A 22,748-nucleotide genomic window follows, 5' to 3' on the forward strand; every position below is an offset into this window, starting at 1 on the left:
GAGGAACGAAACCCAACACCCATAAGTTGGGTTTCGTTCCTCAACCCAACCTACTAGCTACTAAAAATTAAAAATGGGGATTATTCATTTTTAATTTTTAATTGCTTAAGCATCTTCATCACTCTGGGCGACGGCTTTGAGTTTGTGGTAAAAATCCGAATCATCTGCGGTTGGGATGAATTGGTGTATTGGGCGTTTGCTGACATCCCAACGCGACCAATTTGCTTGATAATTTTTGTGACTAGAACGCAGCGAGAAACTGGTGCTGGCGTCTTCTGAATTGGCAACGTCCCTAGGGTTGTTGGTGTCCGTCGGTTCTGAGACGGAAGCGGCAGCCTCTGGGGAAAGCGGCGTCTGGGCGATCGCTCGACCAGTTGCGATCGCTCTAGCATCGTCACTGGCATCTGCGGCTGCTTCCGTTGAGGATGAATAAACTGGATTCATCGCGTCTCTAGCATTGACTCGCTCTAGACTTGACTCAGAGTTAGAAGCTAAGTTTGCCGGTAGCGGATCGGCTGCTTCGGTCAAATTTTGGGGAAAATTGCGACAAACCAAGCGCTCAAAATCATGGTTAAAGTGATACAGCGCTTGACCGCGCCGAGACCAGAAATTTAAGATTTGCTCGACAGAAATCGCTTTGTAACGTCCCTGATAGAGCGCCTCAATCACGGCTAGACGCACCCAGTTGGCACCATAGTTGTGGAGCCACTGGGCTACCAATTCCTCAGCCGTGTAACCCCTAATCAGTTCAAAACAATAGTAAAGAAGCAGCGTTGTTGCGTAGGCAGTAGCTGAGTCTTGAGTTGACTCTGTCATCAGACCTTAACTTGGCAGACCAGAAATAATATTAATCGCAGATTAGCGATTAGCTGTCATCAGTCATTAGTCATTGGTTATATTTACATCTTGCACTCTAAGCGCTAGTCCAGTAGAAGTATTTGACAAGACAAGCAAAATATGCATTCTTTAAGGGTTTACGCCTACGGGCGATAATTTATCGCGATCGCCCAAATGCGAAAGCCCCTACTGAGCAGGCAATCGCCCAGTGGTGACTAATGCCTGATAAACCATAGCAGCTGCCTCGGCTCGCGTGGCTTCTCGATTTGGATTGAGTTGTGCGGGTGCCGGGTGGTTGACAACGATGCCCCGTTGTGTAGCGGCAGCAACAGCAGGGCGGGCATAGGCGGGAATCGCCTCGCGGTCTTCGTACTTGTCTAAGAGTTTTTCATCCCCAGAGGCAAAGCCCAATCCACTCACCAGAGAAACAATCAGCTGGACTCTCAGAACCGGCTGCTGGGGGCGGAAGGTTTGGTCGGGAAATCCGGTAATGAAGCCACCGCTATAAGCTTGTTGAATGACCGCCTGCGCCCAAAAAGTAGGGGGGATATCGGTGAACTGGATGGCGGGGCGTTTGGAAGTGGGGTTAAAGGCTTTGACCAACAAAGCAGCAAATCCCGCCCGATTGAGTCGATCGTCTGGTTTGAAAGTGCCATCGGCAAAGCCACCCAGCAGGTTTTGATTAGCCAATCCTCGAATAGAATTTTCTGCCCAATGTCCCTGAATGTCGCTGAAGCTGGGAAGGGACGAGTCGGGATTGGCATCAGGATTGACAATATAGGGAGAAGCGATCGCCTTGAGTTCCCCAGTCGTGACTAATGCCTGGTAAATGAGTGCGGCAACTTCGGCACGGGTAATGTCTCGCATCGGTTCGAGTTGTTGAACTTGGGGATAATTCACCACCATGCGCCTCGTGGTGGCAACGGCGACAGCATCTGTGGCGTAGCTGGGAATTTGAGCGCGATCGCCATAAACTCCCAAGACGCTAGAATTGCCCCCGGTGAGTGCCAAACCACTGACTAAAGATGCGATCGCTTGCACCCGCGTCAGATTTTGCCCCGGTCGAAATGTGCTATCTGGAAACCCAGAGATAAAACCCATAGACGCAGCCTTAGCGATCGCCCCCGCCGCCCAAAAATCTGCTGGAATATCCTTGAAACTGCTGGGATTTCCCGGTCGTGGCGGCAAGTTAAAGGTTTTAGCGATCGCTGCTGCATATTGGGCGCGAGTCATTGCCGCTTCTGGCTGAAACGTCCCATCCGGGAAGCCACTCATCAGATTTTTCGCCACCAGCGCCTGAATAAACGCTTCCGCCCAATAACCCGCAACATCGCTAAACTGGGCAGGTCCCATTGTAAAATTAGCGGCAACCGTCGCCGCCACAAATTCCACCGTTCCCTGCACCCGCGCCGGATTCAGCTGATTTCCCGCTGAGACAATTGTGAACCGGGTCAGATTTTGCAGATCGACTTCCCCATTATCCCGCAAAATATTCCCCGCTGGCTCTTGACGACTCCCTAGCTGGGGTTTTGCCGCATCATTGACAATTAGCCCTGCTTGTGTATTTTTCTCAATTAGATTGCGACGCAGCACGGGTGTGGCGTCACGAGACAGAAAAATCCCCGCCCGATTCGCAAAAATCTTATTATCGGTAATTAGGGGAGCCGCCCGATCCCCAATCAAAATCCCGTAACCCGTTCTGTCTGCCACATTCCGCCGCACTTCCCCCTTGGCATTACGGAAGAGGGAAAGACCTGTGGCGGCATTTTGGGTAAATACATTATCCAAAATTGCCGGTTTAGCCGTACCCGTGACAAAGACGCCATCTCGACTGCAACTGGTGAAAGTATTATTTGCCAGCCTTGGCGATGTAGATTCTATCCAAACCCCTGTCCCCTTCGCCCCCCGATTTGTCACCGTTACTCCCCGCAGTTGGGCATCCGTTTCCAGCCGCAGGGTAATGTTTTGGGAGCCAAAGCTTGGGCTAATATATTCCCCACTGCCTTCTATTTGAATTCCCTTGCCTTTGCTGGATTCATTCCCTACCACCGTCACCCCAGCCGGGATAACCAGGGGAAACACTTCTCCCCCAGCCGCATTGTAAATCCCCGATGCCAACTGAATCGAAGTTCCGGCTTGAGCCTGCTTCAGGGCACGAGTAAGCGTCTTCAGTGGGGCAGATGAGTTACCGACACTGTTATCTTTGCCAGTCGCTGGGTTGACATAAAGCATTGGTTGACCCATAAAGTAAAGAGTTTTGAATTTAGTCCTTTGTCATTCGTCCTTAGTTGTTTGCTTTTGACCAATGACCAATAACCAATGACCAATGACCAATGACCCATAATGATCGAAGTTGAAAATTTAAGCAAAATCTATGGCTCGACCCCAGCCATACAGGATGTCACCTTTAAAGTGGAACCTGGGGAAATTTTGGGTTTTTTGGGACCGAATGGTGCCGGAAAAACGACAACCATGCGGATTTTGGCGGGATATTTACCCGCCTCCAGTGGGACTGCCCGGATTGCTGGGTACGATGTGCATGAAGATTTAATGGCGGTGCGACGGCGGATTGGATATTTACCGGAGACGCCACCTTTGTATCCTGACATGACCGTGGAGGGATTTTTGCATTTTGTGGCGCGGATTAAGGGCGTTCCCAGACGCGATCGCAAAGCCCAAGTCAATTCGGCAATGGAACGCTGCAACCTCACTGAAAAGCGCAAGGTACTCATCCGCAAGCTTTCTAAAGGCTTCCGCCAACGGGTTGGCATTGCCCAAGCGATCGTCCACGACCCACCCGCTATTATTTTAGATGAACCCACGGTTGGTCTCGATCCCCGGCAAATTATCGAGGTTCGCAACTTAATTAAAAGCCTTGCCGGTAGCCACACAATCATTCTCTCTACCCATATTTTGCCGGAAGTTAGCATGACTTGCAGCCGAGTGGCAATTATCAATCGCGGTCGGCTTGTGGCAACGAATAGCCCGGAAAATCTGGTAGCACAGCTAGCTGGCGGATCTGGCTATGAATTGGAAATCGACGGGGATGTAGAAGCTGTGCAACAGATGCTTTTAGTTTTGCCAGGAGTTCGTTTTGTAGAATCCATCCCCAGCCAGGAATTACCGCCCAATCGCTGTCTAATCCGTGTAGTATCAGAACCGGGCACCGAACCGGCGCGTGATATTGCTGCGGTTTTAATTGGGGCGGGGGTGGCATTGTATGAAATGCGCCGCACTCGCGCTAGTCTTGAGGACGTGTTTATCGAACTGACGACCCAAGAAAAGGTAGTCGTAGATCCCGATACGGATGAAACCGATGGCAATGGGACATCCGCCACCTCGCCCGCAGAAGCTGCTGTCATCGTTGCCAATGAGCAATCTGGAGGAGTTGAATAAATGGGCGTAATCATTAGTAATATTTTGGCAATTTACCGCAAGGAATTGCATGGCTATTTTGCTTCGCCGCTGGCATATATAGTGGCGGGTGCTTTCTGGTTTTTAGCTGGATTATTCTTCCTCACTGCATTGCAAGCTGAGAGCGATCGCGCTTTGGATATTTATTTTCAAGGACAGCAAATCGGCGCACCCGTTCCTCCTATCGATGTCGCCTATAACACTCTCCAAAGCTTTCTAGGGGCAATGTTTTTTTTATCGTTATTTATTCTGCCCATTCTCTCAATGGGGCTGTATTCCGAGGAACGCAAGCGAGGGACTTTAGAGCTATTAGCCACCTCGCCGATCACAAACTGGGCGGTGGCGGTGGGTAAATTGTTGGGGGTACTGACATTTTTTATCACAATGGTGGTGCCGTTGCTGGTATACGAAGCGATCGCTTTTAATGCCTCAAGCCCACCCCTGCCGCCTGCGGTACCGCTATTGGGTCATGCAGCATTAATCTTGGTTGCCGCAGCGATTCTTAGCTTGGGAATGTTTATTTCTTCCCTCACCGAAAGCACAATCTTGGCAGCCATTCTTACCTTTGTGCTAATTTTATGTTTCTCGCTGATCGAGCTTTTAGCTAAACTGACTGGCGGCGTTTTAGGAGAGGCGTGGAATCATTTATCCTTAGTCAAACATTACAACACTCTGGTGCAAGGTGTGGTTGATACTAGCAGTCTGATTATGTTTGCTAGCTACATTATCTTAGGCGTGTTTCTCACTGCCCAATCTATCGATACCTTGCGCTATCAGCGTTCTTAAATGGAACAGTGGAGTTGTTTAGATGGGAAGACCGAATGCGTGAAAACTTGCAAGTAGCCCACACCCTAAAGGGTGGGGCTGGCGCGTACAAAGACCGCCTTCGCGGTCTCATGCATCTCTATAGCCTGCTCCCGGCAGGCTTCGTTTGTATAGCCCTAGGCTTCAGCCTACGGGGTAGATTTATTGACAGATGAACAGATCAATACACTCAAACCTATAGCAATCCTAAATGATTCGCGAACCCTTGTAGAGACGCGATAACCCTTGTCTCTACACTAAGGCGAATACTCGCGCACAACTTAAATAGGATTGCTATATCATTGATGAACTGTCACCCAAGCTAAACGCTTACCTAAAATCCATTGGCAGCAGTTAGCAATCCTTCAATTAGCCAACATGAAAACCATCAATTGGAAGTATTTAAAATATCTCTTTTTGCTTGGCCCAGTTCTGGCAATTACGGGTCTAGTTGCTGGATTGGTATCCAGTAGCTGGGGGGCGGTGCCCGTAGGTTTAATCGTTGCTGGAATCGTAATTATTGGGTTATGGCTGCTATCTTTGGGCGGTTCGCCAAATGGCTTTTGGGGACGCAGGTCAACTCAGGCGGGAACCAATGCTCTGGCGGCAACGCTGGCGGTGGTGGTGATTTTGGGGCTGATTAATTTTCTGGGTGTTCGCCGTGCCGTGCGAGTGGATTTAACTGAAAATCAGCTATTTACCCTCGCCCCCCAGTCGCAGCAATTGGTGCAAAATTTGTCGCAGCCAGTCAAGGTGTGGGTATTTGAGGAAAATCCCAATCCTCAAGACCAACAATTGCTGGAAAATTATCGGCGATATGGCTCTCAATTTAGTTTTGAATTTGTCGATCCGCAACTGCGACCCGGACTGGCTCAAAGGTTTAACCTTCAATCCCTAGGGGAAGTTTATCTGGAATCGGAGGGGCGACGAAAGCTCATCGAGACAGTGAACCCGCAGCGGGGGGAGAGCCTTTCGGAAACAGGGCTGACGAATGCGATCGCCCAAATTACTAGCGATCGCGTGGGCAAGGTTTATTTCCTCCAAGGTCACGGCGAACGTCCCTTACAAGCGGCGCAAGGAAGTATCTCTCAAGCGGTGAGTAGCCTGGGAGAGAAAAGCTACACCACTCAAACCCTAGACTTGGCTAAAACTTCAGGAATTCCCCAAGATGCTAACCTCATCGTCATTGCTGGCCCCAAACGGGCGCTGTTTGCAGCCGAAGTCACAGCTTTGAGCGATTACCTGAAGCGTGGCGGTAGTCTGCTGGTGATGGTAGACCGGAATACCAATCCCGGTCTGGATAGCTTGCTGAAAGATTGGGGAGTGAGGCTGGATAATCGTCTTGCGATTGACCTGTCCGGCGGTCAGGCGGGGCTGAGTCCGGCGGTGATTATGGTTACGCGCTACGGTCAACATCCCATTACTAAAGATTTTCAGGATGGTCGTTCTTTCTACCCGTTTGCACGACCGATTGAAGTGACTCCCATCGCCGGTATCCAGGCGACGCCTTTGCTGGTGACAAAGGACGAGAGTTGGGCTGAGAGCAATCCCCAAAGCGATCGCTTGCAGTTTAATCCCGAAAGCGATCGCCAAGGACCTCTAATTCTCGGCGTCGCCCTAAATCGCGTCTATCCTCCCCAAAGCGCGTCTGTACCATCCCCAACCCCAACGGCGACGACATCAGCTTCTCCCACTCCAACTCCAACTCCAACGACAACCGCTAGCCCCAGTGCGTCCCCAACTCCAACGGCGACGACATCAGCTTCTCCCACTCCAACGGCAACCGCTAGCCCCAGTGCGTCCCCAACTCCAACGGCGACGACATCAGCTTCTCCCACTCCAACTCCAACGGCGACAACCGCTAGCCCCAGGGCGTCCCCAACCCCAACGGCGACGACATCAGCTTCTCCTACTCCAACGGCGACAACCGCTAGCCCCAGTGCGTCCCCAACTCCTACCAATTCACCGGCAAAGACGGAAAATGCTGACCAAAAGGCAGCAGAATCCCGTCTGGTTGTCTTGGGTAATTCTGACTTTGCTAGCGATGGTTTGTTCGATCAGCAACTAAATGGAGATGTATTCCTCAACTCCGTCAGCTGGTTAAGCAAACAGGATGAGCAACTTTTATCTATCCGTCCCAAACAAGTAAAAGATCGTCGCATCAACCTGTCCCAAGACCAAGCCAATATATTGGGTTGGATAGCTGTGTTGATTATGCCCTTAATCGGGTTTATTACAGCCGGACTGGTTTGGTGGTTAAGACGTTAGTAATTTTGGATTTTGGATTTAATCTAAAATCAACTCGCGTGTTGATTATGAAGCTAAAACGAACAACTTGGATTCTGATACTGTTGGCGCTTAGTTTGGGGGGATTCGTTTATTTTTATGAAATTAAAGGTGCCCCCCAACGAGAAGCAGCACAGGCAAAACAAAAGGATATCTTTTCTTTTGAAAAAGACCAGATACAGGCTTTGACAGTTAAAAGTCAGGAACAAACCTTGAAGTTTGAGCGAGTCACTCAGCAAGCTGTGGACAAGCCTAGTATTTCTCAATGGCAGATGAAAGCGCCCAGCGACGCCCCAGCCAGCGATCCATCTGTTTCATACTTGCTAGATTTACTGGTAGATGGCAAGAGCGATCGCACTCTCTCTATCTTTGCTAACCAGCTGCAAGAATATGGACTCGACAAACCCCAAGCTACGATAGAAGTAAGGCTGAACAATCAGCAAACTCATCAGATAATTTTGGGGAAGCCTAACTTCAATAGTAGTTTCTTGTATGCTCAAGTTGACCCCCCCGCGCCGACGCCTCAGCAGCTAGAGGTGCTTTTAGTACCAATAGACTTCGAGTATGGTGTAAAACGCCCTCTGTCAGAATGGCAAGCCAAGGAAGCGGTTAAAAAAGATAGTCCGGATAATACCTCTGACAAAGTAACACCATCTCAGTCACCTCAGCCCAGTCCGTCTTCCCCAGAAAGTAAGAAAGATACTTCGGATAAAACCTCTGACAAAGCAACACCATCTCAGTCAGATAAACCTAGTTTTTCTCCCTCTCCAAAAAATACTAAAAACGAGACTTCTGAAACAGCAACACCGTCTCAGTCAGATAAGCCCAGTCCTTCTCCTTCCCCAGAAAGTAAGAAAGATACTTCGGACAAAAAATCAGACAAAGCAACACCCGCTAAGTCACCTCAGCCCAGCCCTTCTCCCTCTCCAAAAAATAGTAAAAACGAGACTTCAAAAACCGAAAAGTTAGAGAATCCCAGTCCCTCTCCTTCCCCATGAACAGCCCCACCGCAACGCTGCTAGTTTCCTGCCCCGATCGACGAGGATTGGTGGCAAAAATTGCTAACTTCATCTACGCTAATGGCGGCAATATTATTCATGCCGATCAGCACACCGACTTTGCTGCTGGGTTATTTCTCACTCGAATTGAGTGGCAGTTAGAAGATTTTAATCTACCGCGTGAGTTGATTGGCCCAGCATTTAACGCGATCGCGCAACCTCTACAAGCTAACTGGCAGCTGCACTTTTCCGACACTGTACCCCGCATTGCCATCTGGGTAAGCAAACAAGATCATTGCCTCTTTGACCTAATTTGGCGTCACAGAGCAAAAGAATTCTCCGCCGAAATTCCGCTAATTATCAGCAACCATCCCGATTTAAATGATGTAGCCGCTCAATTTGGCATCGACTATCATCACATTCCGATTACCAAAGAAACCAAATCACAGCAGGAAGCCAAACAATTAGAACTACTGCGGCAATACAACATTGATTTAGTTGTCCTGGCGAAATATATGCAAATTGTCAGCCCTGATTTTATCAATCAATTTCCGCAAATTATCAATATCCATCACTCATTTTTACCGGCATTTGTAGGAGCCAATCCCTACCACAAAGCCTACGAACGCGGCGTCAAAATTATCGGTGCAACGGCGCACTATGTCACCACCGACTTGGATGCAGGCCCAATTATTGAACAAGATGTAGTGCGAGTCAGCCACCGGGATGAGGTTGACGATTTGATTCGCAAAGGCAAAGATTTAGAGAGAGTCGTGTTAGCAAGAGCAGTGCGATCGCACTTGCGAAATCGTGTGTTGGTGTACGGGAATCGCACAGTAGTATTTGAGTAAGCGATCGCACACTTAAAATGCAACAGTTTTACTGTTTAGGAGGTAGAGTCTTTTCAGGAACACCTAATTTTGACTTCCCTTCTATATCCTTGATTCCCGTAGGATCGAAGCCAAGGGGGACTTTATGTAATTCAGCCAGTTTTAGGTCAATATAAAGAATCAACCGACTGGTTTCTGGACGACTAAACTCATTCGGTTTTTCTGGATCTGCACCGACTGTTGCACCAGTGGCTAAATAGCTGCGGACTTGATTTCTTAGAGAGATATGTCCGAGATATAAATCACGACTGGCTGCACTATTTTCATTATGTCTAAATAGTTCCGGCAAATCTCCAAAAAATATTACAGCACTAGAAGTAACAATGAAGACATTAATTAAAGCATTATTTGCATCCTGCCATCCTTTTTTACTGATAAAGAACAAACAAATCCCCGCTACTAAAGCTGAAGCCGACGTCAGGGAAATTGAGATGTAGTAGTGCTGGTAAAAAAATATCATCATATCTGAGTATCGATTAATACGTAACTCAATTTGATTGAGTTGTTCGGCTAATCTCACTTTTTCAGTTGCTGTAGCATTTAATTTTTCGCCAAGAGGGGTAAATTCTTCTTGAGGTCCCAGCCACTCCTTGGCTTGTTTAGCTCCATACCAGGAGAGTGAAAAGTAACCAAACCCAATTAGGATTAGCAAGCTACTTGAAATCAAGAAATGTCCCAGGAGAGTCGGCTGTTGATTCGGTCTTCCCTTAAATGTTTTCCTAAAAAATTGGCGAAACCTGCTATCTTTTGGTGGGGTAGTGCTTATCTCATTTTGGAGAGATGAGTTTGTCTCTACCCTGGAAAGTTCCAAGTTATTTCCTTGTGTCATTTTATCAACTCCTGAAATCAAAAAAGTTTTTAGAAGGGATGCGATCGCATTAGGAAAAGAAAGCGATCGCATCGCCAGCTTTTAACAAAATTCGCCCTAATAGCTAGCCTGGGAACTGCTTCACCAAATCATCTCCGGGAATAATTGTTGTCACGAATCTGTATTCTTTATTGAGCTGGTAACGCTTGTCCTGCTTGATCAGTGCCATGAAATCCCTGTGACCTTGCCGGGTGCGTCCGACAAGACAGCCAGCGCCAGCCATACCAATGTCATTGCGCGGATAGTCAAACCCATAGTGCTGATTGATGTCAAAATTGCCTGTGTCCAGAAAGTCGCCCTTACGAATAAAGTCTTTGTTTTTGTCCCGGTAAACAGAGACGGGTGACACCTGCTCCAAAGCTTCGTGGGGTTCTGCACCCTTACCCCAATGTGTACCGACCTTCCAGGCTTTATACTGCCCAAAAGCAATCCGAGCTGCTCCTAAGGCGTTCATCGGTGTAAGGGTGAGGGTAGTACCGGGTTCTGTAGTGCCTTCCCAGTTTTGCCTGAGAATTGGTACTTCATTGGGAATCTCAATCACCATGCGGCGATCGTTAAACTGGTTAGGAGCATCGCTATTTAGGCTACCGTCCGCATTCATGCCCTCGACATAAACAATGTTGTACCTTTGCTGTCCTACCGAAACGCGGTAGTTCATTTTCAGCATATAGGCGATGATGCGGGCTTCCAGGTTATTTTTGGTTAGATCCACTTCAGGCTTAGGTACTTCATCGGGTGAAGTTTCAATCAATAACCTGGCTGTCACCACTCCAAGAAACCCTCTTTCCTCAGACACTGCTGGCTCAGACGACTTCATTACATCCTGAAACTCAACCAGAGCGTTAGAAGAAATCGGACCAAACTTGCCATCAGCAGGTGGATCGAGAAACTTCAGCCAAATTAGAACCTCTTGAATATGTGTGGTTAATTCTTCGTCAGCAGCGATCGCGTCAATGCCATAGTCCACACTTTGGTTATTTAGTCTGGCTTGATAGAAAGTTTGCAAACGCATTGCTCTAAACCTCCAAAAGAATAGGTGATATGAGTGCTAAAAAAAGACAGTCAGCAAGCGTTGAATCCCTAATCAACGCTCTGGGATGAACGCCTTAGTCGATTGCAATGTTTTGTACTTAAGGCGGAAGGAGTATCCAAAAATCACTGCCCTATTTCTGCCGAGTTTTATCCTTGAAAATGGCTAAGCGATCTTTGGATAGGTTCTTAGTTTGACTACTCATATCTTGCACTTACGCTGTTAGCCCGCCAGCGATTCAAATCACTGGCTAATAGCTGAAGTCCATTAAAATGGACTGAAACTCTTTCTTAGTCCTCTTCAGAGGACTTTCGCTATAAGCTGTGGAACTCAAGTTCCGGGCAGGTTATCGGGTTAGTGCAAGATATCAGACTATTTAAAGGCTGGGTGCTGCTGCAACAGGGTTTGTCAGTGCTGGCTGCGAGATACCGCTTAACGGAGTCCAACCCGGTAGCTTCTTGTGTGCATCCAGCGCCGCCCAAGTCAGCTGTCCCACGTCACCATCGTCATTCAGTCCCACGCTTCTTTGAAACTTCATAATGATGCGCTCTGTTGCTGAGTCAAAATCGTTATTAACAGTTAGGGGCCCAAATCCACAGCCATTAACTGTATGTTGAGCAACACCAACCCAAAACCCTTTGTCACCGACACGGAGGATCGGTCTTTGCCCATTTGTCAGTGCAGGTACAGTAGGTTGTAATGGATCGAAGCTAATATGTTCGAGTTGTTCGATTCGCTTGAGGATGGCGGCGACTCCTACCTGGGAAGAACCGGCATTTGGATCGAAGCGACCATCTGCGGTGAACTTACCTTTAGTCCAGTGATTAGTCTTAGACCACAGATAGGGCGAACGTCGCGGCGGCGTCGAGTTGCGCCCTGCACCTGTCTGATAACCCCAGCCGTTGTATCTCTCGCAGTACCAAAGAATTTCTTCTGGAGTATCTAAGAAATTGACCTCATCGGTGCGTTTCATTGCCAAAGCATCAGCAGCCGACTCTTCCCAGGTAAAGGGAGGAGTCCCTAAAATCGGTCTTCCTGCTGGAACGTTCTTGGTTCTGGCGCTAAGAGGATCGCCGTTGTGGAGATGCCCCTTAAAGGAAAGCGAGGCTTCAAGGTTATGAATAGCAGCAATGACAGGCCACCACACGCCACTTTCGCGCTGCGCCTGTTCGTACCGACCCCGATTGGACATAATCTTAGAAACAACTGCATCAGTGGCGCTTAAATCGGTTATTTTGACCGTGCGCCAAAGTTGCTGATAAGTGTCTTTCATCTCTGTAAATCGCATTGTCTTTCTTTTTCTGTGACTAAGGTTTTCGTTTTCGCATAAGCCCAAGTTAAGCTTTCTGTACAAGGCTTGACAGTCGGAAAATGTCATGAGAAGTGTCAGATCGATGTCAGATAAATGTCATAAAAATGGCAGGATATATACTGGAAACCTCGTGTACAAAAAGCCAGGACTGATTTTCTAGAGGGAATTCCCAGCTTTTACACGTAATCCTTAAGAAAGTGTTTGAAGTTAGAAGGCAACCTAGATCGGGCAATGCAACTACTACCCGCTATTTGTCGGATTTAAAATCGCTCACATTTACTTCTGAGGCAAGTTTTCACAAATGACTGTTGAAGAAGCGCTAGAAATTGTAGAGAGCGTTCTAGATCGAGGACGCTTAAATAAAGTTCAAAAAATTGTGTTTGAGGAATCTTGGAAAGGACAATCTTACGAGAAGATTGCAAGCAGCTTTGTTTATGACCCTGGTTACGTCAGGGATGCTGGTTCTAAGTTGTGGAAGTTACTCTCAGAGGCGTTTGGAGAGAGGGTGACAAAAAATAATTTGCAGTCAGTCTTGAAGGGGTATTCGCGCCGCGTCTTGCCAAAGTTGCAACAAATGCCGGAAGTGTTGTCTAAACCAGTAACTGCTGTTGGCGTGACTACTAACAAATGTCAAGACTGGGGAGAGGCGGTTGACGTATCGCTTTTCTATGGACGCACAAAAGAACTCGCCACTCTTGAACAGTGGATTGTAAGCGATCGCTGTCGTCTGGTAGCATTACTGGGCATGGGCGGGATTGGCAAAACTGCTTTGTCTGTAAAGCTGGCAGAACAAATTCAGAATGAGTTTGATTATCTGATTTGGCGAAGTCTCCGTAATGCGCCACCCGTTCAAGATACTCTGGCAGACATCATCAAATTCCTATCCAACCAACAAGAAACTGATTTACCAGAAACCGTAGACGGTAAAGTATCGCGGCTGATTGAGTATTTACGCTCATCGCGCTGTTTGCTGGTACTGGATAATGTTGAGTCGATTTTGCGTGAGGGCGATCGCGCTGGACATTACCGAGAAGGATACGAGGGTTATGGACAGCTATTGAGATGTGTGGCAGAAACAAACCATCAAAGCTGCTTGGTGCTAACCAGTCGGGAGAAACCCAAAGGAATAGCATCCAAGGAAGGCAAAACATTGCCAGTTAGAGCTATGCAACTAGCTGGTTTGACAGAGGTAGAAGGACATAAAATTTTTCATGCTAAAGGTTTCTTAGTTTCAGAAGAAGAGCTAAAACTCCTAATGGCTCATTATCGAGGCAATCCACTAGCCTTGAAGATAGTTGCTACGACTATTCAAGAGTTATTTGATGGTAATATTTCTCAATTTCTAGAACAAGGCACAGCAGTTTTTGGTGATATTTGGGATCTTTTAGACCAGCAGTTTAATCGCTTGTGTACTTTAGAAAAGCAGATTATGTACTGGCTGGCAATCAATCGAGAGTTGGTTTCGCTGCTAGAACTGCGAGACGATATTGTACCACCAGTATTGCAACGTGAACTATTGGAAGCGCTGGAATCTCTACAACGGCGATCGCTGATAGAGAAAAATGTGGCAACTTTTACGCAACAGCCTGTAGTAATGGAATACATGACTGACCGATTCATCGATCAGGTCTGTGAAGAAATTACCAGCGGGGAGATTTCACTCTTGAACAGCTATGCCTTAATCAAGGCTCAGTCGAAAGACTATGTTAGAGAGTCACAAATTCGCTTTATTCTGAAACCTCTTACAAATAAGCTTGTCGCAATCTTTAGAAATGTCAACAAAACTGAAGATAGATTAAATCAAATTTTATTAAATACAAAAGAGCATTTTTCAATAAAACCAGGATATGCCGGGGGGAATGTTCTCAATCTACTTTGTCAACTAAAAAGCAATTTGAGCCGTTATGATTTCTCAGGTTTAACGGTTTGGCAAGCTAATCTTAAAAATGTAAATTTGCATCATGTTAATTTCCAGAATGCCGACTTAGCCAAATCTGTTTTTACTGAAACATTCGGCAGCATTTTGTCAGTGGCATTTAGCCCAAATGGAAAACTTTTAGCCACAGCAGGTGAAACTGGCGAGATTCACTTGTGGCAAGTTGCGGATATGAAGCCACTTTTGACTTGTAAAACTCACCTCCGTTGGATACTGTCAATCGCCTTTAGCCCGGATGGTCAAATCTTAGCCAGTTCCAGTGACGACCGAACGGTGAAGCTGTGGGATGTCCGTGACGGTAAGTGCCTGAGAACTTTGGAAGGTCATAGCAGTTGGGTTTGGTCGATTGCCTTTAGCCCAGATGGTCAAATCTTAGCCAGTTCCAGTGATGATAGAACGATTAAGCTATGGGATGTCCACACGGGTGAAGTTTTGAAAATATGCCGAGGACACGCGAGTTTAGTTCGTTCAGTTACCTTTAGCCCCGATGGTCGCACCTTAGCCACTGGCAGTAATGACTGCACTGTCAAGTTATGGGATGTTAGCACGGGTAGCGACGGGTTTGAAACTCACCCTTACAAAACCTTGGAGGGACATACTCATTGGGTACAGTCAATTGCTTTTAGTCCTGATGGTCGCACCTTAGCGAGTGGCAGCGATGATTGCACTGTAAAGTTGTGGGATGTTAGCACGGGTAGGGGCGGGTTTGAAACTCGCCCCTACAAAACTTTTGAGGGACATACTTCTTTAGTGCAATCAATTGCTTTTAGTCCTGATGGTCGTACCTTAGCGAGTAGCAGTCACGACCAGACAGTGAAATTGTGGGATACCAGTACCGGACAATGCTTCAGAACTTTGCAAGGACACGAGAGTCAGGTTTGGTCAGTTGCCTTTAGTCCCGATGGTCGTACCTTAGCGAGTGGCAGTGACGACCGAACGGTAAAGTTATGGGATGTCTACACGGGTCAAGCTTTGAGAACTCTATGGGGATACACGAATCGAGTGCGATCGCTCGCCTTCTGTCCTCAAGGTAAGACCTTAGCGAGTGGCAGTGGTGACGCTACAGTGAAGTTGTGGAATGTTTCGGATGGTGTAAAGACGCTGCATACAACGTCTCTACAAACTTTGCAGGGGCATAGTCACTGGGTATTGTCAGTTGCCTTTAGTCCTCAAGGTAAAACCTTGGCTACTGCTAGCTGCGATCGCACTATCAGGTTGTGGGATGTCCGTAGCGGTCGATGCCTCAAAATATGCCGAGGACATACCAACTGGGTATTATCAGTCGCTTTTAGTCCTCAAGGTAAGACTCTGGTTAGTAGCAGTGGCGATCGCACTGTCAGGTTGTGGGATGTCAGTAGCGGTGAATGTCTGAAAACTTTGCAGGAGTTTACTAACTGGGTTTGGTCAGTTGTCTTCGACCCGCAAGGGAAGACTTTGGCGACTGGGAGTGGCGATCGCACTGTCAGGTTGTGGGATGTCAGTAGCGGTGAATGCCTGAAAACCTTTCAGGGACATACGAATGGAGTTTGGTCTGTTGCCTTCAGTCCAGATGGTCAAATACTCGCCAGCGCTAGCGATGACCGGAGTGTACGGTTGTGGGATGTTATTAGCGGTAAATGCCTGAAAACTTTCCACGGACATACTAACGGGGTTTGGTCTGTTGCTTTCAGTCCAGATGGTCAAATTCTAGCTAGTGCTAGCGATCGCACTGTGCAGTTGTGGGATGTTAGTAGCGGTGAATGCCTGAAAGCTTTCCAGGGACATACTAATGGAGTTTGGTCAGTTGTCTTCAGTCCAGATAGTCGAATACTCGCGAGTGCTGGGCAAGATGAAATGATTAAGCTTTGGGATGTAGCGACAGGCGAGTGCCTGAACACCTTGAGAAGTGAAAGACCCTATGAAGGCATGAATATTACTGGGGTTACAGGTTTAACAGATGCTCAGAAAGCGGCGCTAAAAGCGCTGGGGGCAGTAGAGTTGGAATAATATTTTCCTCATCCTCTGAAATCCTGCGTGTACTTATATTCGCCTCTAACCCCGATTAGAAATGACTTTCTCTTAAATCGCCCCTGCCCTTCTGCCTGGAAAGCCCCTATTTTCCGGATGGAGTGTTACAAGTTCGTATTTATATGAATAACTCCCGACGTTGTATCCTTCGATCCGCTAGATTGGTGTAGAGCGCCATTTAGCATCCCGCCAAAAGCGGGAACCATTGTCAAAGTGGCAGCGTCTTGGAGGGTTAGGATGTTTTAACCCCTATATCCATCCATGACTCAATCGATTCCTGTATCCTGGTCAACGGCTGAAGCAACGGTTTCTCAAGCGCCGGTGCAACCTGAAAAACTGTCAAACTACGATCTAATTCTGCATTGTCAGGCGGGCTTGCGTCCTGACCGTGCTGCCTTTGCCGAACTTTTGCGCCGGTATCAGTCTCACGTCGATAAGATTTTGTACCATCTGGCTCCAGATTGGCAAGATCGGGCAGATTTAGCTCAAGAAGTCTGGATTCGGGTTTACCGCAATATTAAGCGGTTGCAGGAGCCAGTCAAGTTCCGGGGGTGGTTGAGCCGGATTGCCACGAATCTGTTTTACGATGAGCTGCGTAAACGCAAACGGGTGTCTCATCCGCTGTCGTTGGATGCGCCTCGCATGATGGATGACGGCGAAATGGATTGGGAAATTGCATCTGACAAGCCAAGTCCCGACGAAGACATGACGACGCGGGAATTTTATGAGCAGCTGCATGAAGCGATCGCCGATCTGCCAGAGGTGTTCCGCACCACCATCGTCCTGAGAGAAATCGAAGGCATGGCTTATGAAGAAATTGCCGAAATCACAGGTGTCTCGCTGGGAACGGTAAAATCTAGAATTGCTAGAGCGCGTCAGCGACTGCAATCTCAGCTGCAAAACTACCTAGACGGAAATTAATCTAACTTAGGGATAGAATCCAGTTTCAGCTATTCGGTGGATTCGCACGTCCTGGGTTGCCGATTATGCTCAAAGCAGTAAAATTGCATTCCTTGTTCATTGAAGTGCTGCAAGGTGTGGCTTACATCGAACGATTAGGTCGTGAAAAAAGGGTTAATTTCTACTTTTTGCGATCGCTTGCCAAAAAACCAGACTAAGCGTAAATGTAAGTCCACCCTTGGTTGTCACGGATTAAGTCAGCTTGCCATCGCTTGTGTTTTAGTTCTTGACAAAACGGTTAAAATTTTAAGGAAATACAAGTTTCTACGTATATACTGATTGTGGCAAAGATTGGTGACTGCTCTGCTTTCCTGTTGTGTGACTTGCTGGTGATGTGAAAATGACCTCTGATTTTAACAATCGTAAGGATTCTGGACAGCGGTGCCCTGCAAACGCACAAGTCTCTAAGGAGATGGATATTTTGCAGCGCGATCGCTTTGAATTGCTTAGTGCCTATTTAGATAGTGAAGTAACGGCTGCGGAGCGCAAACAAGTCCAGGAATGGCTGAAAAGCGATCCCAAAATGCAGTGTTTGTATACCAGGCTGGTGAAATTACGCCAAGGCTTACAAACGCTTCCCGTTCCAGAGTCCGAGCAATCAGCACAACAAGCTGTCAATCAAGTTTTTGGACGCATCAACCGCCGCAGATCCCAACGGGTTGCTGCATGGGGTGGTGCGGCGATCGCTGCATTGTTTGTCGGTGCTTTGTCAGGAATTCTTCCGGGTAATCACTCCCTGACTCCCCAGCTAGCGCAAGCTCCCATTCCAGAGACAGCAGCGGAACCTTTGATGGTTGCTTTAAATCACCCCGCTGTGGAGATTCCCAAAGCAGCAGTCGCGGCTCCAGAAAAATTTGTCAAGCCATCAGTAGATGGAGCTGACGCCAAGGGATATCAGAATTAATCTGCTCTGCCTTAAAAAATATTGAGCAATGAGTGATGAGTTTTGCAATGAACTCATCACTCATTATTTTTTGTTAAATCAAGAAACGTAAGTAAAAACCCGTGGACTTTTGCATTGCCAGGGATCATCGCGGGATACCCTGCTGGGAGGGAAAAAAGTTCGCCGAAAGCGATCGCTCTTTTCTCTTCCACTACCTTTCCAGCACAGTATCGCTCGTAATTGCACTCTCCCGGTTTCAAAGTGCCGTAAACAAAAACTTGTAAATTACTCAAAATATGCTTGCTATAGATATGTGAAACATTGCTGCTAAAAAAATATTACTCTTGCTTAACACCGTAATTTCAAATGATTTATTAACTCCTATTCTTACTCTTTCTTCACGTTCTATATCTCTAATACATATAGGCTATAGCCCTAGGAGCATGGCAACGCGATCGCTAGTGGGTTCTAAGCGCAAAGCGCAAGTGTAGCCTCCTGTCCAGACTATGGTGAACAGACTATGGTGAACAGTTGTGTCAGAATATTGAGGCAGACACGATTACTAATCCAGCAGGAGTTTTTCCGTGGAGTCCCGTTACAACCCAGCAGCAATCGAGGAAAAGTGGCAACAGACTTGGGCAGAACAAAGCTTAGATCAAACCCCCACAGATAGCACTAAGCCCAAGTTCTATGCTCTGTCCATGTTCCCCTATCCATCGGGCAGCCTGCATATGGGACACGTCCGCAACTACACCATCACGGATGTGATTGCCCGACTCAAGCGGATGCAAGGCTATCGCGTACTCCATCCGATGGGTTGGGATGCCTTTGGTTTGCCAGCCGAAAATGCCGCCATTGACCGGGGTATTGCTCCAGGAAAATGGACCGATCAAAATATTGCTCAGATGCGGCGTCAATTGCAGCAGTTAGGGCTTTCAATCGACTGGAGGCGCGAAGTTGCCACCTGTTCGCCCGATTATTATAAATGGACGCAGTGGATATTCTTGCAGTTTTTAAAAGCCGGACTGGCTTACCAGAAAGAAGCCGCCGTCAACTGGGACCCCATCGACCAGACGGTGCTGGCAAATGAACAAGTCGATAAGGAGGGTAAATCTTGGCGTTCTGGTGCCAAAGTCGAACGGAAAATGTTGCGGCAGTGGTTCCTGAAAATTACCGACTACGCCGATCAATTGCTTAACGATTTGGACAAATTGAGCGGATGGCCCGATCGAGTAAAGTTGATGCAGGCGAACTGGATTGGTAAATCCACTGGCGCTTACTTAGAATTTCCGATTGTCGGGTTGGATGAAAAAATCGGTGTGTTCACCACCCGTCCCGATACCGTCTATGGCGTTACTTACGTGGTGCTAGCGCCAGAACATCCTTTGACCGCCAAAGTGACGACTCCAGACCGAAAAGAGGCTGTAGAAGCATTTATCCAAGAAGTAGCCCAAGAAAGCGAATTGGAACGCACCGCAGAGGATAAGCCAAAGCGCGGCATTCCGACTGGCGGGAAGGCGATGAATCCTTTTACAGGGGAAGAAATTCCCATCTGGATTGCCGACTACGTATTGTACGAGTACGGAACTGGCGCGGTGATGGGTGTTCCAGCCCACGACACGCGGGACTTCCGGTTTGCGTTTGAGCAGAATCTCCCCATTCAGGTTGTAATTGTGCCGCCAGGGGATGATGTAGAGACGGGAAATTTCGCATCTCTACCGGAGGCTTACACCGAACCAGGGATGGTGGTGAATTCAGACCGATTTAATGGGATGGATTCGACTGAAGCGAAGACAGCGATTGTTCAATACGCAGAAAAACAGGGTTGGGGGAAAGCGCGGGTGCAGTATCGCCTGCGGGATTGGTTAATTTCGCGGCAACGCTATTGGGGGGCACCCATTCCGGCAATTCACTGTCCCAACTGCGGTACGGTGCCGGTGCCGGATGAAGACTTGCCGGTTCGATTGCCGGAAGAGGTAGAATTCACGGGTCGCGGGGCGTCTCCGTTGGCTCAGATGGAAGCTTTTGTCAATGTTCCTTGTCCTGCTTGCGGCACCCCAGCCAAGCGAGAGACGGACACGATGGATACATTTATTGATTCGTCGTGGTATTTCTTGCGCTATCCCGATGCGAAGAACGAACAGCAAGTTTTCGACCCAGCAAAAACCAATGACTGGATGCCGGTAGACCAGTATGTGGGCGGGATTGAACACGCGATTTTGCACTTGTTGTACTCGCGGTTCTTTACCAAGGTTTTGAGAGACTGCGGTCTTTTGAACTTCGACGAACCCTTCCAACGCCTGCTAACTCAGGGCATGGTGCAGGGCACTACCTACAAAAATCCTGCCACTGACAAATACATTCCAGCGGCACAGGTAGACCCAGCCGATCCAAAAGACCCAGAAACGGGGGAACCGTTGCAAGTCTTTTATGAAAAGATGTCCAAGTCGAAGTACAACGGCATCGATCCAGAGGAAGTCCTCGCCAAGTACGGGGCAGATACGGCGCGGATGTTTATCTTGTTCAAGGCACCCCCAGAAAAAGATTTGGAATGGGATGATGCCGACGTTGAAGGACAATTTCGCTTCCTCAACCGCGTCTGGCGACTGGTGGCAGAATTTGTCGCTCAGATCCCCCCTAGCCCGCCTGACAAAGGGGGGGAGATGAATAAGGGCGAAAAAGACTTGCGACGGGCAATTCACGGGGCAATTCAAGCCGTTACGGAAGATTTAGAGGGCGAGTATCAATTCAATACAGCGATTTCCGAGTTAATGAAGTTGAGCAATGCTTTAGCTGACGCTAAATGCAAAGACTCGCCAGTGTATGCCGAAGGGATAGAAACTCTGATTTACCTGATGGCTCCTTTTGCCCCTCACATTGCTGAAGAACTGTGGCACACGATAGGTTACAGCGATTCGGTACACACCCAAACTTGGCCTAGCGTCGATCCGACTGCCTTGGTGGTCGATGAAATCACGCTGGTGATTCAAGTCATGGGCAAAACCCGTGGGGCGATTCAAGTGCCCGCTGATGCGAATCGGGAAGCTTTAGAACAGTACGCTTGCGAGTCAGAAGTTGCTCAGCGGTTCATCGAAGGTAAGGAAATTAAAAAGGTGATTGTGGTGCCTGGAAAGTTGGTGAATTTCGTGGTGGGTTGAAAAAAGAGACTAGGCGATCGCACTCTCGAAGAAACTCTCAGTTTGAGACTTCAGAGCGCGATCGCAATTCCATCAAATTGCCAAAGCGTCACATCATTTTCAATAATCTTCGTGCTTGAACTTCTCAAAGTCTTTAAGTGAAACTTGTTCTTCAGCAACTGCCTGACCAATCTTGCTTAATGCTTCAACTTGATCTACGCAGTCGATAGATGTCACTAAGTTTGGGTCGATGTTTGGCGGTAATTTCAACTGCTCAAAGCGTTTCTTTGTAAATGAGGTTGTATAGCGGTGATAGGTGAGCAACTTGCGATTGAAATCATCAACCGCTTGGGAGGGAGGCGTTTCAGGGTTTGAGATACCTGTTTCTAACTGTTGCATCCCGTTAATGGAGGGTACGGAAACATCTGACAGTTCGCGATTAATATGCTTCGATCTAGGTGTATCGCCAATCAGCTTCATTAAAACGTTCTGCTCTACGTTTGCGTCTTCCATTAAGTCTCCGATTGCATAACCTGCCCAGTTGAGCAGCGTGTATTTTTTTGCCTCACCCAACTTAATCGGCTGGTTACTGAACCCTGTACCAATTGAAATCAGCAAGAGGTTATCGGCACCCGTTTCCCAACCAATCCCATATTCTTTTTGAGTTGCTTCGACAAACAACTGAAATGATGGGTTGTTAAACATACTCACAGCACCATCAACAAATTCATACTGTTGATTGCCGACAGCAAACATATGAGGCGGGAAAAAAGTTGGTGCAGCAGAACTTGCTCGAACTATATGCCAGAGGGGAATTTTGCTATTACTCTTGAAGAATTGGTTATTTGGATGATTAACGAAGAACCAGGTTCCATCAGTTGTTACATTCTTGGAAACAATCATCAAGAGTGTTTTTAGTTGCTCCGAGCCAAGCGTGATGTCACCTAAAATAGACTTTAGATTTTGCTCTAGCGGCTCTGAATCGTACTTCGACCACAGTTGACCGAGCAGCCAACGTTTACTAAACATTTTATGAGCATCGTTATAAAAAATATCACGCAATGCTCGTGCTGACATTCCTTTAGCGAGTCCTGCCGCTAAAATTGAGCCTGCACTCGTGCCGCCAATGAAATCGAAGTAATCTGCCAAGCACTTCCAAGGAGAATTAGGTTGGTTGCAGAGTATGTCTTCTAACTTAATTAGAATTTCAGCAACGATCAATCCGCGAATACCGCCGCCATCCATCGACAGTAAGCGCTTGGGTCGTTTTAAATCTAGTTTATTCAAGGTCATCTCCCACTCCTTATTTAGTAGATTTTTTTGCAACATTGAGCCAGTAAAATGTTAAGCGATCGCGGCTTTCAATTACACATTTACTCGTTTAAG

The 22,748-nt window shown here is 47.5% G+C and carries 17 protein-coding genes; 10 read left to right on the top strand and 7 right to left on the bottom strand.

Features of this window, described 5'->3' with window-relative positions:
* Positions 1-105: 105 nt before the first annotated feature.
* Both ACFW2W_RS04885 and ACFW2W_RS04890 read right to left on the bottom strand, forming a co-directional pair.
* The gene (locus ACFW2W_RS04885; RefSeq protein ID WP_378174097.1) at positions 106-816 is read right to left on the bottom strand and encodes a hypothetical protein; all 711 of its coding nucleotides are present in this window, start codon (positions 814-816) and stop codon (positions 106-108) included.
* A 207-nt stretch (positions 817-1,023) separates the two neighbouring features.
* Entirely contained in the window at positions 1,024-3,081 is a 2,058-nt protein-coding gene (locus ACFW2W_RS04890; RefSeq protein ID WP_378174100.1) for an S-layer homology domain-containing protein, read from the bottom strand.
* Positions 3,082-3,180: 99 nt separating this feature from the next.
* Here ACFW2W_RS04890 and ACFW2W_RS04895 point away from each other — a divergent pair, with 99 nt between their 5' ends.
* The 5 genes from ACFW2W_RS04895 (at position 3,181) to purU (ending at position 9,190) form a co-directional block, all read left to right on the top strand.
* Positions 3,181-4,233 carry an ABC transporter ATP-binding protein gene (locus ACFW2W_RS04895; protein ID WP_378174103.1) on the top strand — a complete coding sequence of 351 codons (1,053 nt, stop codon included), beginning with the start codon at positions 3,181-3,183 and terminating at the stop codon, positions 4,231-4,233.
* Complete coding sequence (locus tag ACFW2W_RS04900; RefSeq protein ID WP_378174105.1) at positions 4,234-5,037, top strand: ABC transporter permease; 804 nt, start codon at positions 4,234-4,236, stop codon at positions 5,035-5,037. It begins immediately after the preceding gene.
* Positions 5,038-5,433: 396 nt separating this feature from the next.
* A complete protein-coding gene (locus ACFW2W_RS04905) occupies positions 5,434-7,323 on the top strand; it encodes a GldG family protein (RefSeq protein WP_378174108.1) in 1,890 nt (629 codons plus the stop codon).
* Positions 7,308-8,339 (top strand): DUF4340 domain-containing protein, encoded by a 1,032-nt coding sequence (locus tag ACFW2W_RS04910; RefSeq protein WP_378174111.1) that lies wholly within the window; start codon positions 7,308-7,310, stop codon positions 8,337-8,339. Before ACFW2W_RS04905 ends, ACFW2W_RS04910 begins: the two co-directional genes overlap by 16 nt.
* On the top strand, positions 8,336-9,190 hold the full coding sequence (purU, locus tag ACFW2W_RS04915; protein ID WP_378174114.1) for a formyltetrahydrofolate deformylase: 855 nt from the start codon (positions 8,336-8,338) through the stop codon (positions 9,188-9,190). Before ACFW2W_RS04910 ends, purU begins: the two co-directional genes overlap by 4 nt.
* Before the next feature lie 28 nt (positions 9,191-9,218).
* On the opposite strand, the gene ACFW2W_RS04920 is transcribed toward purU, so the two are convergent.
* The 3 genes from ACFW2W_RS04920 to ACFW2W_RS04930 form a co-directional block, all read right to left on the bottom strand.
* Positions 9,219-10,130 carry a hypothetical protein gene (locus ACFW2W_RS04920; RefSeq protein ID WP_378174117.1) on the bottom strand — a complete coding sequence of 304 codons (912 nt, stop codon included), beginning with the start codon at positions 10,128-10,130 and terminating at the stop codon, positions 9,219-9,221.
* A gap of 31 nt (positions 10,131-10,161) precedes the next feature.
* On the bottom strand, positions 10,162-11,109 hold the full coding sequence (locus tag ACFW2W_RS04925; RefSeq protein ID WP_378174120.1) for a peptidoglycan-binding domain-containing protein: 948 nt from the start codon (positions 11,107-11,109) through the stop codon (positions 10,162-10,164).
* A gap of 394 nt (positions 11,110-11,503) precedes the next feature.
* Positions 11,504-12,415, bottom strand: coding sequence for a peptidoglycan-binding protein (locus ACFW2W_RS04930; RefSeq protein ID WP_378174123.1), 912 nt, complete (start codon positions 12,413-12,415; stop codon positions 11,504-11,506).
* A 325-nt stretch (positions 12,416-12,740) separates the two neighbouring features.
* On the opposite strand from ACFW2W_RS04930, the gene ACFW2W_RS04935 reads away from it, so the two are divergent.
* The 4 genes from ACFW2W_RS04935 (at position 12,741) to ACFW2W_RS04950 (ending at position 18,246) form a co-directional block, all read left to right on the top strand.
* A complete protein-coding gene (locus tag ACFW2W_RS04935; protein WP_378174126.1) occupies positions 12,741-16,361 on the top strand; it encodes an NB-ARC domain-containing protein in 3,621 nt (1,206 codons plus the stop codon).
* Between the two features lie 282 nt (positions 16,362-16,643).
* Entirely contained in the window at positions 16,644-17,303 is a 660-nt protein-coding gene (locus ACFW2W_RS04940) for a sigma-70 family RNA polymerase sigma factor (RefSeq protein WP_378174129.1), read from the top strand.
* Between the two features lie 65 nt (positions 17,304-17,368).
* On the top strand, positions 17,369-17,500 hold the full coding sequence (locus ACFW2W_RS04945) for a hypothetical protein (protein WP_378174131.1): 132 nt from the start codon (positions 17,369-17,371) through the stop codon (positions 17,498-17,500).
* 182 nt (positions 17,501-17,682) lie between these two features.
* A complete protein-coding gene (locus ACFW2W_RS04950) occupies positions 17,683-18,246 on the top strand; it encodes an anti-sigma factor family protein (RefSeq protein ID WP_378174134.1) in 564 nt (187 codons plus the stop codon).
* 56 nt (positions 18,247-18,302) lie between these two features.
* Here ACFW2W_RS04950 and ACFW2W_RS04955 read toward each other — a convergent pair whose 3' ends face one another.
* Positions 18,303-18,518 (bottom strand): gamma-glutamylcyclotransferase, encoded by a 216-nt coding sequence (locus ACFW2W_RS04955; protein ID WP_378174137.1) that lies wholly within the window; start codon positions 18,516-18,518, stop codon positions 18,303-18,305.
* Between the two features lie 291 nt (positions 18,519-18,809).
* Here ACFW2W_RS04955 and leuS point away from each other — a divergent pair, with 291 nt between their 5' ends.
* Positions 18,810-21,383 (top strand): leucine--tRNA ligase, encoded by a 2,574-nt coding sequence (gene leuS, locus ACFW2W_RS04960; protein WP_378174140.1) that lies wholly within the window; start codon positions 18,810-18,812, stop codon positions 21,381-21,383.
* A 99-nt stretch (positions 21,384-21,482) separates the two neighbouring features.
* Here leuS and ACFW2W_RS04965 read toward each other — a convergent pair whose 3' ends face one another.
* Positions 21,483-22,655, bottom strand: a complete 1,173-nt coding sequence (locus ACFW2W_RS04965; RefSeq protein WP_378174143.1) for a patatin-like phospholipase family protein — start codon at positions 22,653-22,655, stop codon at positions 21,483-21,485.
* Between the last annotated feature and the right edge of the window lie 93 nt (positions 22,656-22,748).

This window comes from Coleofasciculus sp. H7-2 (genome assembly GCF_042747725.1).
Taxonomy (GTDB): domain Bacteria; phylum Cyanobacteriota; class Cyanobacteriia; order Cyanobacteriales; family FACHB-T130; genus FACHB-T130.

Bases quoted from the DNA above. Each gene is read 5' to 3' on its own strand.
- ACFW2W_RS04950 (WP_378174134.1), top strand. From the start codon at position 17,683: ATGACCTCTGATTTTAACAATCGTAAGGATTCTGGACAGCGGTGCCCT.
- ACFW2W_RS04920 (WP_378174117.1), bottom strand. From the start codon at position 10,130: ATGCGATCGCTTTCTTTTCCTAATGCGATCGCATCCCTTCTAAAAACT.
- ACFW2W_RS04940 (WP_378174129.1), top strand. From the start codon at position 16,644: ATGACTCAATCGATTCCTGTATCCTGGTCAACGGCTGAAGCAACGGTT.
- ACFW2W_RS04935 (WP_378174126.1), top strand. From the start codon at position 12,741: ATGACTGTTGAAGAAGCGCTAGAAATTGTAGAGAGCGTTCTAGATCGA.
- purU (WP_378174114.1), top strand. From the start codon at position 8,336: ATGAACAGCCCCACCGCAACGCTGCTAGTTTCCTGCCCCGATCGACGA.
- ACFW2W_RS04945 (WP_378174131.1), top strand. From the start codon at position 17,369: ATGCTCAAAGCAGTAAAATTGCATTCCTTGTTCATTGAAGTGCTGCAA.
- ACFW2W_RS04900 (WP_378174105.1), top strand. From the start codon at position 4,234: ATGGGCGTAATCATTAGTAATATTTTGGCAATTTACCGCAAGGAATTG.
- ACFW2W_RS04890 (WP_378174100.1), bottom strand. From the start codon at position 3,081: ATGGGTCAACCAATGCTTTATGTCAACCCAGCGACTGGCAAAGATAAC.
- ACFW2W_RS04930 (WP_378174123.1), bottom strand. From the start codon at position 12,415: ATGCGATTTACAGAGATGAAAGACACTTATCAGCAACTTTGGCGCACG.
- ACFW2W_RS04965 (WP_378174143.1), bottom strand. From the start codon at position 22,655: ATGACCTTGAATAAACTAGATTTAAAACGACCCAAGCGCTTACTGTCG.
- ACFW2W_RS04895 (WP_378174103.1), top strand. From the start codon at position 3,181: ATGATCGAAGTTGAAAATTTAAGCAAAATCTATGGCTCGACCCCAGCC.
- ACFW2W_RS04925 (WP_378174120.1), bottom strand. From the start codon at position 11,109: ATGCGTTTGCAAACTTTCTATCAAGCCAGACTAAATAACCAAAGTGTG.
- ACFW2W_RS04905 (WP_378174108.1), top strand. From the start codon at position 5,434: ATGAAAACCATCAATTGGAAGTATTTAAAATATCTCTTTTTGCTTGGC.
- ACFW2W_RS04885 (WP_378174097.1), bottom strand. From the start codon at position 816: ATGACAGAGTCAACTCAAGACTCAGCTACTGCCTACGCAACAACGCTG.